General features: G+C 33.2%; 10 protein-coding genes. 2 read left to right on the forward strand and 8 right to left on the reverse strand.

What is annotated here, in order from left to right; all coding sequences use genetic code 11:
* Nucleotides 1-10: 10 nt before the first annotated feature.
* Nucleotides 11-997: a 6-phosphofructokinase gene (gene pfkA / locus D1815_RS09245; RefSeq protein ID WP_118386707.1), complete on the reverse strand. Its 987-nt coding sequence runs from the start codon at nt 995-997 to the stop codon at nt 11-13.
* Nucleotides 998-1,298: 301 nt separating this feature from the next.
* Between pfkA and D1815_RS09250 the strand changes: the two genes are divergently transcribed.
* Nucleotides 1,299-3,815, forward strand: coding sequence for an Ig-like domain-containing protein (locus tag D1815_RS09250; protein WP_118386708.1), 2,517 nt, complete (start codon nt 1,299-1,301; stop codon nt 3,813-3,815).
* A 118-nt stretch (nt 3,816-3,933) separates the two neighbouring features.
* On the opposite strand, the gene D1815_RS09255 is transcribed toward D1815_RS09250, so the two are convergent.
* From D1815_RS09255 to D1815_RS09285, 7 genes are all read right to left on the reverse strand, one after another.
* Nucleotides 3,934-4,671: a T9SS type A sorting domain-containing protein gene (locus D1815_RS09255; protein ID WP_118386709.1), complete on the reverse strand. Its 738-nt coding sequence runs from the start codon at nt 4,669-4,671 to the stop codon at nt 3,934-3,936.
* A 311-nt stretch (nt 4,672-4,982) separates the two neighbouring features.
* Nucleotides 4,983-6,368: an alpha-amylase family glycosyl hydrolase gene (locus tag D1815_RS09260; RefSeq protein WP_118386710.1), complete on the reverse strand. Its 1,386-nt coding sequence runs from the start codon at nt 6,366-6,368 to the stop codon at nt 4,983-4,985.
* A gap of 24 nt (nt 6,369-6,392) precedes the next feature.
* Nucleotides 6,393-8,255: a glycoside hydrolase family 13 protein gene (locus D1815_RS09265; protein ID WP_118386711.1), complete on the reverse strand. Its 1,863-nt coding sequence runs from the start codon at nt 8,253-8,255 to the stop codon at nt 6,393-6,395.
* Nucleotides 8,256-8,364: 109 nt separating this feature from the next.
* Nucleotides 8,365-10,671, reverse strand: coding sequence for a glycoside hydrolase family 65 protein (locus tag D1815_RS09270; RefSeq protein WP_118386712.1), 2,307 nt, complete (start codon nt 10,669-10,671; stop codon nt 8,365-8,367).
* 83 nt (nt 10,672-10,754) lie between these two features.
* The gene (gene pgmB, locus D1815_RS09275; protein ID WP_035085855.1) at nt 10,755-11,420 is read right to left on the reverse strand and encodes a beta-phosphoglucomutase; all 666 of its coding nucleotides are present in this window, start codon (nt 11,418-11,420) and stop codon (nt 10,755-10,757) included.
* A 7-nt stretch (nt 11,421-11,427) separates the two neighbouring features.
* Complete coding sequence (locus tag D1815_RS09280; RefSeq protein ID WP_118386713.1) at nt 11,428-12,798, reverse strand: MFS transporter; 1,371 nt, start codon at nt 12,796-12,798, stop codon at nt 11,428-11,430.
* A gap of 132 nt (nt 12,799-12,930) precedes the next feature.
* Nucleotides 12,931-13,953, reverse strand: a complete 1,023-nt coding sequence (locus tag D1815_RS09285; RefSeq protein WP_027394059.1) for a LacI family DNA-binding transcriptional regulator — start codon at nt 13,951-13,953, stop codon at nt 12,931-12,933.
* A gap of 226 nt (nt 13,954-14,179) precedes the next feature.
* Between D1815_RS09285 and D1815_RS09290 the strand changes: the two genes are divergently transcribed.
* Nucleotides 14,180-17,134 carry a SusC/RagA family TonB-linked outer membrane protein gene (locus D1815_RS09290; protein ID WP_118386714.1) on the forward strand — a complete coding sequence of 985 codons (2,955 nt, stop codon included), beginning with the start codon at nt 14,180-14,182 and terminating at the stop codon, nt 17,132-17,134.
* Nucleotides 17,135-17,144 lie beyond the last annotated feature (10 nt).

Raw genomic sequence — 17,144 nt, forward strand, 5'->3', positions numbered from 1 at the left:
GTGGTTATATTTATACTGAAGTAATATCAGCAACTTTAATTAATCTATCGTGTTTGTGTGTTCTTTTTCCTAAAGCGGTTGTTAAAGGAACTATTTGTACTTTTTTATGAACAATTCCTATCATTACCTCACTTTTCCCTTCTAATAAAGTCTCTACAGCCCCCACTCCCAACTTACTTGCTAGAACTCGGTCATAACAACTGGGTGATCCACCTCTCTGTATATGACCTAATACAGAAACTCTAACCTCATAATCTGCTAGGTTTTCCTCTACATATTCTCCTAACTCAAAAATATTCTTTCCGGATTTATCTCCTTCTGCTACAACTATAATACTAGAAGTTTTACCTGTTTTTTTACTTTTCTTCAAAGATTCTATAAGTCTATCAACTCCCATATCTTCTTCTGGAATCAAGATCTCTTCTGCACCTGCTCCAATTCCTGCATTAAGTGCAATATCTCCTGCATCTCTTCCCATTACCTCAATCAAGAATAGTCTATTATGCGAACTCGCAGTATCCCTTATTTTATCTATAGCTTCTACCACAGTATTTAAAGCAGTATCATACCCTATAGTGTAATCAGTTCCATTGATATCATTATCAATGGTTCCAGGAATTCCCACTACTGGAAAGCTAAACTCTTCAGAAAGCTTTAACGCACCTGTAAAGCTACCATCTCCTCCAATTACAATAAGAGCATCAATATTATTCTTCACCAAATTATCGTACGCTTTTTTTCTTCCTTCTTCTGTACGAAAATCTTTAGAACGAGCTGATTTAAGAAAAGTTCCTCCTTTATTTATAATATTCCTTACCGAACGTGCGTTCAGTTTTTCCATTTCATTGTAAATAAGGCCTTCATACCCCTTATAAACGCCGAAACAATCTACCTGATAATAACTACACGCACGAACTACCGCCCTTATGGCAGCATTCATTCCTGGAGCATCTCCTCCAGAAGTAAGTACAGCGATATTTTTTACTTTCTTTGTCATTGAAGTCAAATCTATTGTTATTGACCACAATAACCTAATTTACCAAAAATCTAAAACGTTTTCGGTTAATAAATTCAGTAATTACTGACAAAAAATGTATGGTTTTAACACATTTTCATGAAATAAGTTAAGAAAAAAGTATTATGGCAAAATAATTTATCCCTGATTTTGGTATTCACAAAACTTATATAAACTAACAATTAAAGTCGAGATACCGTAATAAGTATACTTGCCTCATTCATATTTAGTATCTTTACAGGCACAAAAAGTCATAATTCACCCAAATTAATTTCATTTTGACATGGAAAAAAAGCCACTTATACTAGCTTTGTCAATAGTAATACTTATTTCATTCAAAGCTTTCTCACAAAACCAAAACAATTTAATAGATGCCCCAGGTGATATTGCCTTTGTAGCTTTTCACACAGATAATGGAGGTGCAGATCAAGAAGATGGATTTTCTTTTATTTTATTAGACGATGCCATCAACGGAACTACGATAACATTTATAGATGAAGAATGGGATGGAACTCAATTTTCGAGTCCCATAAATGAAGGAGATTTAATCTGGACTAACAATACTGGTAGCACTATTGATGCTGGAACAGTTATCAATATTACAGATGCAGATGGAAATACCGAAATGGCTTCCATAGGTATTGTTGATGAAATCAATGCTGGATTTGATTTGGCTGCAGCAGAAGATATTGTAGCAGTAACAGGAACAAGAGCAACTCCTGGTGTTTTTCTATCCGCTATAGATGGTGATAATGGTTTTCCTTTTGTTACAACAAACACAGGCTTATCTAGCGCTCAGATTTTATTAATTTCTGATCAAGGTATTTACACGGGTCCCACCACTTGTAATAGCACAATAGGGGATTGTTTAATTCAAATATATGATTCTGTAAATAATTGGAGTTTTGGAAACTATACACATCCATATGATGTGATTGGTAATTTTACAGGAAGTGCTTTTTTAGGAGATTTAACACCTCCAACAGTTAATATTTCTCTTTCAGATGTTGCTCTCACAATGGGAGAAACCTCGACTATAACCTTTACTTTTAGTGAAGTTCCAGTAGGATTTACATCAGCTGATGTTACAGTACAAAATGGTGTTTTATCAGGCTTTATGGTAACAGCCAACCTAGCTATATATACTGGATTATTTACCCCTACACCAAACATACAAGATGCCACAAATATTATTAGTGTCGGAACGGGATACACAGATGCTGCAGGAAATACAGGAGTTGCTTCAGAATCAAACAACTACACTATAAACACTATTCCTTCTAATTCGGCTCCAAGTTTTTCACTCCCTACTAGTCCCGATCAAACAATTCTAGAAGATTCTGGTGCGCAAACCGTAAATGGATTTGCTTCTAGTATTGATGATGGAGATGGAAATACGCAAACACTTAGTTTTAATGTAACTAATGATAATAATACGTTATTCAGCAGTCAACCTACAATAGATGTAACTGGAAATCTAACTTATACCCCAGCTGCAAATGCTTTTGGAAGTACAACCGTTACTGTAAACCTATCTGATGATGGAGGAACTGCTAACGGAGGAGTTGATACTTCTGCGGATCAAACATTTATGATTACTATTAATGCAGTAAATGATGCTCCTAGTTTTTCCTTACTTGCTAGCCCAGATCAAACAGTTGTAGAAGATTCTGGTGCGCAAACTGTAAACGGATTTGCTTCTAGTATTGATGATGGAGATGGAAATACACAAACACTTAGTTTTAATGTAACTAATGATAATAATACGTTATTCAGCAGTCAACCTACAATAGATGTAACTGGAAATCTAACTTATACCCCAGCTGCAAATGCTTTTGGAAGTACAACCGTTACTGTAAACCTATCTGATGATGGAGGAACTGCTAACGGAGGAGTTGATACTTCTGCGGATCAAACATTTATGATTACTGTTAATGCAGTAAATGATGTTCCTAGCTTTTCTTTACTTGCTAGCCCTGATCAAACAGTTGTAGAAGATTCTGGTGCACAAACCGTAAATGGATTTGCTTCTAGTATTGATGATGGAGATGGAAATACGCAAACACTTAGTTTTAATGTAACTAATGATAACAATACGTTATTCAGCAGTCAACCTACAATAAATGCAACTGGAAATTTAACCTATACTCCAGCTGCAAATGCTTTTGGAAGTGCAACGGTTACGGTAAACCTATCTGATGATGGAGGAACTGCTAACGGAGGAGTTGATACTTCTGCGGATCAAACATTTATGATTACTGTTACTAGTGCCAATGACGAACCAACAGTAATTATTACTTCTACCGAAAGTTCTCCAACGGCAACTAACCCTATTCCTATTAGCATAACATTTTCTGAGAATGTATTAAATTTCGATATTAACGATATCACTATTACTAATGGATCACTTACTAATTTTTCTGGTTCTGATGCAATATATAATGTTCAGGTTATTCCCTCTACAACCGGAGTTATCACGTTAAACATTGGTGCTAATATAGCCAATAGTGTTTCTGGCGATGGGAATCTATCTGCTGTAGAATTTAGTATTACCTATGACGAGCTACTCAGTACAGAAGAATTTGAAGAGGATACATTTATCATATATCCAAATCCAACTAAAGGCAAAGTATATATAAGTATTCCTATAGAACTAGTTACTGTCTTTGATTACAGTGGTAAAAAAGTACTAGAAACAACTAAAAACACATTTGATCTATCAGTATTAGAATCTGGTATCTATATATTCAATATACAGACCAATGAAAAACAGATAACGAGACGAATAATAAAATTATAAAAATAATATCTGAACGATACTATTCTACTCTTCAAACTTAAAGAAAAACAAAAAACGACCTATTCTCATAGGTCGTTTTTTAAATTTAAGCACTAAAATTATATATATAATTATAGGACTATTTTATAAACTGCTTAGTAATCACTTCGCCACTCTTCATAAATGTCTTTAATATGTAATTTCCTTTTGGAAATTTTTCAATATTAATAGTATTATTATAGTATGTTCCCAACAATCTGGAGTTTAGATCATAAATTTCATACTTGTTTACCTCTCCCTTTGATTGTATTTTAATTACTTTATTACCTGGAATTGGAAATACTTTTAAATCATTTTCAGAATGATTACCTATTCCATTTTCTTTCTTATCAGAAGATAACATATCACCCTCAGGTCCGAAAGCACCTGAAAAGACTTTGCTCAATTCATTATTTTCTAATCTAGATGAGCTGCAATCTTGCATTTCAATTGCCGTCCAACGGATTACCCAATCTCGATCTGCAGCAGTACTTGCTCTAAGAGGATTTGGAAAATTTAAAGACCCAACTGTTGGTAAATCACTAGGAGCATCGGTCCATCTTAAATACACCCTGAAACCTGTAGAAGTAGCGTTATAAACAGAAGGCACACCCGATATATACCAATGAAATCCTTTATTACTAATAGATTCTAATGTCACCAAATAATGAGGGGTCGTTGTAAACTCACAAGATTTTGTATCGACATCAACATATATACCTGTGGTATTATAATCTACCCAATCAGCTGGTGAAGTAACCCCTTGACCAATTTTTATTTGGGCATTAGAAATCGAATAACCAAAAATCAACAAAAAAGAGAATAAAAAAGTTTTCATAATTGTGTGGTTTTAAAATGAATTTTAATTAATAGAACATAGATTTAACTAAATCTTTATTCTTTAAAATTACTTAAATCGACACATACTTATTTACGGAAGCACCATTAAATTAAGGGAATTTTCCCTTAATTAACTCAATAATAACATGAAATGATAAATTATATCATTTTATAACCTTCTATTAAAATTTAGCAACCTTTTCATACCCCAAATTAATTAAGCAACCTTTTAGCAACTATTTTGTAAAAAGTAAAAGGCAACATATAATACTATATGTTGCCTTTTGAAATTAAAAGTTTTAAAAAACTCTATTCCTGAATCAATATCAAATACTGCCAAGAATTTAACTCATATTCTTTTCCTTTAACACTATCTATATATTCTCCCGTAAGATAATCTTTAAATTTGCCCTCATATTCTGCTGTAAACGTTACCGGTTTTTTTGTCATATTTGCAACGAAAACAACTTTATCTCCATTTTTTTCCCTTTCAAAAGCCAACACTTTAGTATCTGCTGAAGTTTTAATTCTATTGTATGAAGCTGCATTTTTACCTCCATGTAATGCTGAGTTTTCATTTTTAAGCTTTCCTAATTTTTCATATAATGGGTAGAACACTCCTTTCTTTTTGATAATGGTATCCTTTTCAAAAAACAATAAACGCTTATCCATATCATATTCTTGTCCAGAATAAATTAACGGCATTCCAGGAGCTACATATGATAATGCAGCAAATAATTCTTTAGAATCACCCATTCTTTCTTGCACAGTCCCATTCCAAGAATTCTCATCGTGATTGGAGGTAAAGTTCATTAAGATATCGTCTTTAGCATACATAGAATCCACTTGTACCATTCTTTTATCCCAAGCTTCTACAGTATTTTCTCCTTTAGCGATATGATTCATTACGTGATGCGTATCCCATCCATACCCCATATCGAATGCTTTTTCCATTAATTCTGGTTCCCAGCCTTCTGCTAACATAAATACTGGTTTAATTTTCTTAAGTTCTGTAACTGTGTTATTCCAAAAATCAACAGGTACCATCCCAGCTACGTCACAACGAAAACCATCTACTCCTTCTTGCTCTACCCAATACTTCATTGCATCTAACATTCCTTTTCTCATCTCTTCATTATCATAATCAAGGTCTGCAACATCCGTCCAATCAGTACCTACAGTATGCGTAATTTCTCCTTTATCATTTTTAGTATAAAATTCAGGGTGTTCTTTTAACCAAACATGATCCCATCCGGTATGATTTGCTACCCAATCTAACACAACATAAATTCCATTATCATGTGCTGTTTTCACAAGTTCTCTAAAATCTTCTAAGGTTCCAAATTCTGGATTTACTTTGGTGTAATCAGAAATCGCATAATAACTACCTAGTGATCCCTTACTTTTGGTAGTAGATATTGGATAAATAGGCATAACCCAAAGTATTTTTATACCAAGGTTTTTTAAAGTAGGGATATCCTTAGTAAAAGCTTTGAAAGATCCTTCTTCAGAATATTGACGAATATTTGCTTCATATATCACCGCATTTTCCATCATAGCGCCACTAACAGCAGCTAATCCTTTACTTACTTCTTCTACAACAGTTTCTGCTTTTGCAACTGTTTCTTCTTTTTTTTGCTTACCACAGGAAATTATCATACCTGCAAGGACAAGACAGAAAGTTACTTTTCTCATTATTTATAATTTTATTTTTTAAGTTTATTGTAATGTTATGATCATTGATGTTTTAGCAGCAACAATTATATTTTCGCTAACATCTATTATATTATCAGTAATGATATCTTTCCCCGTCTTGAAACTGCTCAACCCTTCTTTAAAGCGATTCATATCAAGTTCCTGATTCTCGGAATTATTATTAATAATAACCATTACCCTTTCTTTTTCAGTATACCTGAAATACACATACACATTATTAAAGGGTATATATTGTAATAATTCTCCATTATGAATAGCATTGCTTGTTTTTCTCCAGTTTAACACCTTTTTTGTAAATAAATGAAATGCTTCTTCATCTTGCGTTCTCCCTTTTGTTTTACCTTTAGTGGTTTCTGAAACAAATGCACTTCTTGTATCATCAGGCCATCCGCCAGGAAAATCTCTACGAATATCACCATCGCCTTTTTTATCTCTATTACCTAACATTCCTATTTCATCTCCGTAATAGATCTGAGGAATACCTCTGGTAGTAAAAATTAGGGTCATTACCATCTTATATTTATTAATATCACTCTGATAAATCTCATTGATTCTATTCGTATCATGGTTACCTGCAAACAATAGTATATTATCAATATCTGGATATAAAAAATCATTAGTAAAGTTTTCATAGGCTCTAATCATCCCTTTATCCCAAGAGTTACCATCTTCATCAAACATAACGGATACCGCATCATGAAGTGTAAAATCCATAACCGAAGGTAAATATGAATTGTAGTTATCAATTGCTCCTATTTTACTGTCTTTTTGCCAATACGCCATCTGCGCTTGATCATGCATCCAAACTTCTCCTACTATATTAAATTCAGGATACTCATCCATAATCGCTTTGGTCCATTTTGCAATTCCTGCTTTATCATTATAAGAATATGTATCCACCCTAAAGCCATCCAAATCTGCATATTCTATCCACCAAATTGCATTTTGAGTTATATAATTAAGAAGTAATGGATTGCTTTGATTCATATCAGGCATTGTAGTATCAAACCATCCATCCATACATCCTTTTGCATCAATTGCAGAAGCATTGGTATCAAACTGAGTCGTCATTCTGTAATTACTTCTTCTAAAACCCTCAGGCCACTGATGAATCCAATCTTTCGTTGGCAAATCTTGAATCATCCAATGTTTTGACCCCCAATGATTTGTTACATAATCCATAATTAACTTCATATCCAACTTATGCATTTCATCAGCTAACCTTTTATAATCTTCATTAGTTCCATATCTTGGATCTATTTTATAAAGATCACTCTGTGCATACGTATGATAGGAATAAACAGGTTCATTATCTTCTAATAAAGGAGTACTCCAAAGTGCAGTTGCTCCTAAATCATATAAATAATCTAAATGATCTATCACTCCTTGTATATCCCCCCCATGACGTCCTCCTGGATTAGAACGATCTGCTTTTTCTGCAGTATCCTTCTGAGAATCATTATCTGGATTACCATTGGCAAAACGATCTGGCATAATTAGATACATTACATCACTGCTATCAAACCCTTTTCGATCTGCCGAACCTTTTCTTCTATTCTTAAATTCATAAGATTCTGAAAAAGCAATTTTATTATTCTCTTTAAAATTAATGACTATTTCACCAGATGGTACATCTTTAGTATCAACAGTTACAAAAACATAATTAGGGTTTTCTGTTTTGGTGACTTCATTAATTGTTATGCCTTCTATTTCTATATTATATTTAGATATTTCTTTACCATAACACATTAATTGTAATTGATTAGAATGCATACCACTCCACCAAAACGGAGGCTCTATTTTTTCTATCTGCCCAAAGGTTAATGAAACGATTAACCCAAAAAGCATGGTTAATATATTCTTCATTGATTTAATTTTGATTTGTATATTTTGTTTAGTTGTAAAACCAGAATTGAATTAAATACCCCAAAAACTTTGGTTTTTGGGGTATTTACATTTCACTTATATAAATGAATTATACGCTCATTAAACTATTCGGAGATATTGTAAATTCTTTTCCGTCTACATATATCAATAATTCATGTTCTCCTTCTAAGTTAAAAGTAGTACCATCTTGAGAAACATTTACTTTTAATATACTGTTCCTAAAGTTCACATTAAATGCATAGCCTTTCCATTCTTTAGGTATTTTAGGTGTAAATGACAATCTATCATTCTTTACTCTTAACCCTCCAAAACCTTCTACAATACTCATCCAAGTTCCTGCCATACTTGTAATATGGAGTCCTTCTTCGACTTCTTTATTATAGTCATCTAAATCTAACCTAGAAGTTCTTAAATAGAACGTATATGCCTGATCCATTCTATCAAGAGTAGCAGCTTGTATACTATGTACACAAGGTGAAAGTGAAGATTCGTGAACTGTAAATGGCTCATAAAAATCAAAATGACGTTTCAATTCTTCTTTAGTAAATTGATCTTCGAACATATAGAAACCTTGCAAGGTATCTGCTTGCTTTATATAAGGAGATCTTAGAATTCTATCCCAACTCCACTTTTGATTAATAGGCCTTTGCGATTTATCCAGATTATCAACAGTAATAAGTTCCTTATCTAAGAATCCATCTTGTTGCAAGTATACTTGGTGTTTTTCGGAATATGGAAAATACATTTTCTCCGCTACTTCCAACATTGCTTTTATTTCTTCTTGGCCAAGTTTTGTCTTTTCTATAATTCTATTATAATCAATCTCATATTCTGACTTAACCTTTTCAATATTTTCAACACAATACTCAATACACCATTTTGCTAAATAATTAGTATACCAGTTATTATTGATGTTGTTCTCATACTCGTTCGGCCCAGTTACGCCTAGTATCACATATTTTTCTTTATCTGTAGAAAAAGTAGCTCTCTGATGCCAAAAACGTGCAATTGCTATCATTACTTCTAATCCCATTTCTGGAATATAACTATAATCACCTGTATATCTTAGATAGTTAAAGATAGCAAATGTCATCGCACCGTTTCGATGGATTTCTTCGAAAGTAATTTCCCATTCGTTATGACATTCTTCTCCATTCATGGTTACCATTGGATATAATGCAGCTCCATTAGTAAATCCAAGTTTCTCCGCATTTTCGATCGCCTTATCTAAATGATTGTATCTATATTGTAATAAGCTTCTAGCTACGTTCTGATTTTTGGTAGCCATATAAAAAGGTATACAATACGCTTCTGTATCCCAATAGGTACTTCCTCCATATTTTTCTCCTGTGAATCCTTTAGGTCCTATATTTAATCGTGCATCTTTACCTAAATACGTCTGATTTAATTGAAAAATATTGAAACGAATTCCTTGTTGAGCTTTTACGTCTCCTTCAATAACAATATCGGCCATTTCCCAAATTTTAGACCAAGCTTTCTTCTGTAAATCCAACAAAGCATCAAATCCAGAATCAGAAGCTTGTTTTAAAACTGCAGCACTAGCAGATGCTATGTCCTCTTGCTTATGATTTAAGGAAACAGTATAACCACCAAACTTATGTAGTTCCGTAGTTTGGCCTTTTTCTACTCTTACTTCATACTTAAGACTTGCATATGTTTTGTTTGTTTCCACAGTAGGATAAACATCTTGTTTTTTACCATTTAAAAACAACTGATTAAGCATTCCAGAGCACACATGGAACTCTGTTTTCATTGTTTTTGAAGATATGTACGCTGCGTTTCCTTTATGAGATACTTCATATGTATCCCAAAATTTATCGTCCCAATTGGTATCTTCATTTGTGATTCCAGCATCTAAATAAGGGGTGAAAAGAACTATAGCTTCTTTATTAAGAGGAGTAACTTCATATTTAATAGCACCAACCTCATCTAAATCCAAACTTAAAAACCTTGTAGATTTTACTAATATCTCCGTATTATTTCCTAAAACTGCTTTAAAAGAACGTTGATACCAACCTTCTTTCATATTAAGTTCTCTACGAAAATCTGATACAGTTTTACATTTATGAAGGTTTAGTTTTTCTCCATTAATCTCTACATCAATTCCAATCCAATTAGGTGCATTTAACACTTTTGCAAAATATTCTGGATATCCATTTTTCCACCAACCAACTCTGGTTTTGTCAGGATAATATACTCCTGCGATATAACTTCCCTGAAAAGTAGGGCCTGTATATGTCTCTTCAAAATTTGCACGTTGCCCCATGGCTCCGTTACCTATACTAAAAAGACTCTCTGAGGATTTAACTCGTTCAACATCAAATCCTTCTTCAATTATAGACCAGTTATCTGGTTTAATATAATCCTGATTCATCGGTTCTCTTTTTTATTTTTAGTTGATTGAAACACCAAGCAAAACATCCAGTAGAATACTTTGCTTGATATTCCGAATTATTCTTAATTTTTTCTGGTTGTAACTAATTGGTTAATGAACTCTTCTTTTATTTCTGTAAAATTTTTAAATACATAATCTGCTTCGTGAAGTACTTTTGGATCCCCAATACCAATACTCACCATATTAGCAACATTGGCAGCTTGAATGCCTGCAACTGAGTCTTCAAAAACAACACAATCTTTAGGGTCTACTCCTAATTTTTGAGCACCAATTAAAAACACTTCTGGATCCGGCTTCGCTTTAGAAACATCTGTTCCATCAACGATAGCATGAAACTTATCTCTAAGCAATACTTTATCGAGAATGATTCTTGCATTTTTACTAGCAGATCCAAGAGCAACGGCTTGATCTTCGGTTAAAAGATAATCTAAAACTCTAGGTACATCAGGAAGAACTTCTGAAGTGTCCATGGTTTCTATGTAATTTAAATACTCCTCGTTCTTTTTTGCCATCAAGGCAGTAAATTCTTCTTCTGAAATGGTTTTATTACCCCATTCTAAAATTTTTTCTAAAGATCGTACTCGGCTAACTCCTTTTAGTTGTTCATTTTGTTCTTCAGAAAAAGAAATATCAAGACCATTGGCTAAATTTTGCCATGCTAGAAAATGATATTTTGCAGTGTCCACTATGACACCATCAAGATCAAATATGAATGCTTTTTTTGTCATTCTAAATTTATTTTGGGTTATATGTGATAGCATCTTTGTTAGTAATCAACAAGTTACAAAAACCAGCTATAATTAAACTAATTCCTGCTACTATCATTGCGTTAATTGTTTCTTCTCCTATAAGTTTATATGTGTAATTTATTCCTCCCAAAGCAGCTATCACCTGCGGTATAACAATAAACATATTAAAAATACCCATAATGACTCCCATTTTTTTAGGATCAACCGAACTGGATAACATCGCATATGGCATTGATAAAATACTACCCCAAGAAAAACCTATTAGCGTAAAAGAAAGTATCAACCAAGATGGGGATGGTATAAAATACATAGATATAAAACCTACTCCACCAAATACTAATGAAAAAAGGTGTACTAGCTTTCTATTAATCCTCCTTCTAGAAGTATAAAAAGCCAAGATCAAAGCAAAAGCCATTGATGATAATCCATAAACCCCCATATATTTCCCCACTTCATTTGATGATTTTTGAAATGCTGTATTAGCTATCTGAAATTCATTTACAGATTCTTCTGAATCCATATTATAATTAGCTTCTACTGGTGCAGGTGTTTTAAAAACATGTTCTGTTAATGCAGGATTAGTTAAACTCCACATAGTAAAAAAAGCAAACCAACTAAAAAACTGAACTAGTCCGAGTTTTTTCATTGTTAATGGCATACTCCCTATATTATTCAAAATATCAGGAATAAATTGATTTTTCTTTTCTTTTTCCCTTTTAAACTCTTCCATATCCTCTGGAGGATATTCTGTAGTTGTAAAGACAGTGTATAAAATACTTATGAGAAAAACAAAAGCTCCAATTGCAAAAGCAACCTTAACTGACATCGGAACAACTCCATTAGCTGCAGAATCACTAACACCTAACTGAGAAACCATCCAAGGAAGATTACTAGCTATCCACGTACCTATACCAATAATTAATGTTTGAATTACAAATCCATAAGATCTTTGTGATTCTGGCAACTTATCCGCAACTAAAGCTCTAAAAGGTTCCATTGAAATATTAATAGAAGCATCTAAAATCCATAGAAAACCAGCTGCTACCCACAAAGCTGGAGAGTGCGGTACAAAAAATAGGGCTATAGAACTAAAAATAGCTCCGATTAGAAAATAAGGTCTTCTTCTTCCCCATCTAGGGTTCCAAGTTCTATCACTTAAATATCCTATAACGGGTTGCACTAATAAACCGGTTAATGGTGCTGCAATCCACATGATTGGAATATCATGGATTTCTGCTCCTAACGTCTGAAAAATTCTAGACATGAATCCGCCTTGCAATGCAAATCCGAATTGTATTCCCAAAAAACCGAAACTCATGTTCCAAATTTCCCAGAAACTTAGCTTACGCTTGTTCATTAAGTAAATCTTTAATAATTACTATGATAAGCGCGTACACTTATCAAAACTTATGTTAGTAGAAAGTGAAAATATAAGTTCTGATAGGCGTCAAATATATTATAATATTTTAAATAAAATAATTTTAGTATGTTATTTTTTTGTGGATTGTCTTTGGATCAAGCTTGTATCTATGATCACTGTTTTATATTCTTCAGGAACATCTTCTTCTCCCTCAAGCTTATCTATAAGTAGTTTTGCAGCTCTAACACCCATCTCTTCTCCATGTTGGCTAATTGTTGTTAAACTAGGAATAAAATGTTTTGATAAAATACCATCCGTAAAACCAACTATTGAAACATCATCTGGTACTTTTTTCCCTTGATCATTAAGAACTCTGGCCGCTGTAACAGCAAAAAGTTCATTTACTGCGAATATCGCATCCACATCTTTATTTTGAAGAAAATTAGATATTTCGGCTTCACAGTTATCAATATCCTCAATTTTTAAGATATAATCTTCTCTAGCCGTAATATCATACGCTCTTAATGCTCTAAGATATCCATTAGTTCTTAACTTACCTACACTGATATAATCAACTGTAGTAAGAATTGCAATCTTTTTACACCCTAACGATAACAGATGATTTGTAGCTGTCTGTGCTCCTTTTCCATCATCAATAATAACTTTATCACATACTAATTCATCAATAATTCTATCAAAAAGAACGACTGGCATTCCCTGACTCATCGTTTCTTCTATATGATGGTAATCTTTTTTTTGCTGTGTTTCTTTTGCTACTGATAAGATGAAACCATCAGCACTACCACTAGCCAACATCTCCAGATTTATCACTTCTTTATCAAAAGAATTATTTGAAGAACAGATAATTACGTTATATCCTTTTTCATTAGCAACCTTCTCAACACCACCAATGACAGTGGTAAAAAAGTGATGAACTATCTCTGGAATAATAACACCAATTGTCTTTGTTTTTCTGTTTTTTAGGCTAAGCGCAATGTTGTTAGGCTTATAATTATACAACTTAGCGAAGGCTTTTACCTTTTGTCGAGTATCTAAACTAATCTCTACACTATCTTTTAGTGCTTTTGACACGGTTGAAATAGATACATCTAATTCTTTTGCTATTTGTTTTAACGTAACTTTTTGCTTCATTTCCCTCGAATTTTTTATTAAAAGTTAAAGTTTAGTGCGAAAATATGCGATATGATCACAATTACCCTTAAAATTTTAACAGAATTTTAAAAGTTATCCACACGCAAACGTTTGAGTAAGGTTACGGCTACACCGTAGCTGAAATTTAACATAGATTTTACATACTTTGGACTCCAGAAAGTGAAAATATAAGGCTAAAAACAATTAAAAACTAATTTAAATTTTTATGAAAACATTTACTAAAAGCGCATTGTTTTTATTGTGGTTGATACCAATGAGCTTTTTTGCACAGTCGTCGGTCAGTGGTACTGTTACCGATGCTGGAAATGGTCAACCTATTCCGGGTGTAAACATCATCATAAAGGGAACAACAAATGGAACTTCATCAGATTTTGATGGAAATTATGTATTAAATGGGGTTAACAATGGGGACATTATTGAGTTCTCTTATGTTGGCTTTATTGCACAGGAATTTACATACTCTGGGACAAGTAGAATTGATGTTGCATTACAAGAAGATGCTGCAGAACTAGAACAAGTAGTGGTCATTGGTTATGGCGCTGCCAGAAAGAAAGATTTGACCGGTTCTGTAAGTACTGTAACAGCCGATGATTTTAACAAGGGAAATATAGTTTCTCCGGAAAATTTATTAAATGGTCGTGTTGCCGGAGTTAACATAACAGCTGGTGGTGCTCCAGGTTCAGGAGCGGCTATTAGAATTCGTGGAGGAGGTTCTTTAGCAGCCTCTAACGATCCTTTAATTGTAATTGATGGTTTGCCTGTTAACAATAATGTAGTAGGGGGATCACAATCGATACTTTCCTCTATTAACCCTAATAATATCAAATCCTTTACTGTTTTGAAAGATGCATCTGCAGCAGCTATTTATGGTAATAGAGCATCTGCCGGAGTTATTATCATCGAAACAATAAAAGGAAGTAAAGGTTTACAAGTAGACTATAACTTTCAATCTGGTATTTATACAGTCCCTGAAACTGTTGATGTTTTTTCAGCTGGAGAATTTAGAGATATTGTTAGAGAGCAAGCTTTAATTAATAACAGCATCGACCCTTCTTTACTGGGAAATGCTAACACTGATTGGCAAAAAGAGATATATAGAAATGCAGTTTCTACCGACAATAATATTTCAATTAGAGGTTCTCTATTTGATGTATTACCTGTTAGACTATCCTTAGGTCATTTAGACCAAGAAGGGTTACGTCTAACAAGTGAATTCGAAAGAAGTTCTGCTACGCTAGTATTAAACCCAACATTCTTGAATGGAAATCTAAAATTTAACTTAAATGCAAATGCTACTTTCGAAAAAAGAAGATTTGCAAATGGAGTTGAAGGCGCTGCTATAGCTTTTGACCCGACACAACCGGTTTATGATGCCAATTCTCCATTTGGTGGCTTCTTTGAATATGACAGTATTAATCCTGATGGATCATTAAATAATATTCTAGCAGTTTCTAATCCAGTAGCTTCACTCTTACAAAGAAACAATCGTAGTGAGGTAAACCGCTACTTTGGAAACTTCAAAGTAGATTACTCTTTATGGTTTTTACCTGAGGTAACCGCTACTGTGAATGTAGGTTTTGATGAACAAAACGGAGATGGTTTCAATGAATTATCTCGAGAAAACAGTAGTGGTCAGTTATTAACAGATGGTACCTTAGATGGAGCAAGAACAGAATTTACTAGTTATAGAAGGAATACCTTATTTGATTCTTACTTAAACTACAAAAAAGAATTCGGAGGTTTCAATTTAGATGTTACTGGTGGATATTCTTATCAAAATTTCAGAGTAGAAGATTTTAACACCGGTGAATTAAGAGGTGACAATGATTCTAATCAAGCAATAAGAGCTTTTGATCCAGATTTGGTATTAGTGGCATTTTTTGGTAGAGCAAATTTTTCTGTAAATGACAAATATCTATTAACTCTTTCTTATAGAAGAGATGGGACATCTAGATTTAGTGAAGATAACAGATGGGGTAATTTTCCTTCTGCAGCATTTGCCTGGAACATATCTGATGAAAACTTTTTAACCAACTCACAAACATTAAGTAATCTAAAAATTCGTTTAGGATATGGTGTTACAGGACAAGAAAATATTGGAGCTGGTCAATTTAATAAACTTCCTTATTTAGCACAATATCAATTAGGTCAAAACACATCTCAATATATTTTTGGTGACGCATCAATTACTGTGGCTAATCCTTCATTAAGAAATGAAGAATTACAATGGGAAGTTGCAACACAATATAACATTGGGTTAGATTTTGGATTATTTAACGATAGAATTAATGGATCTGTTGATGTTTATAGAAGAGAAACTGAAGATTTGTTTATCAGTGGTAGTTTACCTGATGGAGCTAATTTTGGAAATATAGGGCAACAAAACCTAGGTGAGTTATTGACAGAAGGTATCGAATTAAACCTTAATGCGGATATTATAAAGGGTAAAAACTTTGTTTGGAATATTAACTATAATGCTGCTATGATTAATCAAGAAGTTGAAAAACTTGTTGGTGGTGAAGATCAACTAGTAGGCCCATCAGTAGGTGGAACCGGAGGTAACATTCAATTACATAGAGAAGGATTTGCTCCTTTTTCATTCTTAGTTTTCAAACAATTATATGATGCTAACGGAGCTCCGATTGAAGGGGCTTATGCAGATCTTAACGGAGATAACATAATTAACAGTGAAGATAAATATGTTTATAGAAATCGTGATGCTGATGTTACTATGGGATTTCAATCTAATATGACATATAAAGGTTTTGATTTGTCTTTTAACTTAAGAGCTAGTCTAGGTAACTATGTATTCAATGGTGTAGCAAATGGATCTACCTATAATGCCATTAATAACAATGGAACTTTAGCTAACCTAAACACTTCGGTTTTAGATACTAATTTTAACGTATTCGGAGATACATTCCAATCAGATATTTATGTAGAAAATGCTTCGTTCTTAAAAATGGACAATGTAACACTAGGATACACCTTTACTAAGTTCTTTGGAGATACTTCATCTATAAGACTATGGGGTGGTGTACAGAATGTATTTACAATTACTGAATATTCCGGTTTAGATCCTGAAATCTTTTCAGGAGTTGATCAAACTATCTTCCCTCGCGCAAGAACTTTCCTAATGGGAGCTAACGTAAAATTTTAATTGATTTGTT

Origin of the sequence: Aquimarina sp. AD1, from assembly GCF_003443695.1 — a bacterium.
Taxonomy (GTDB): Bacteria; Bacteroidota; Bacteroidia; order Flavobacteriales; family Flavobacteriaceae; genus Aquimarina; species Aquimarina latercula.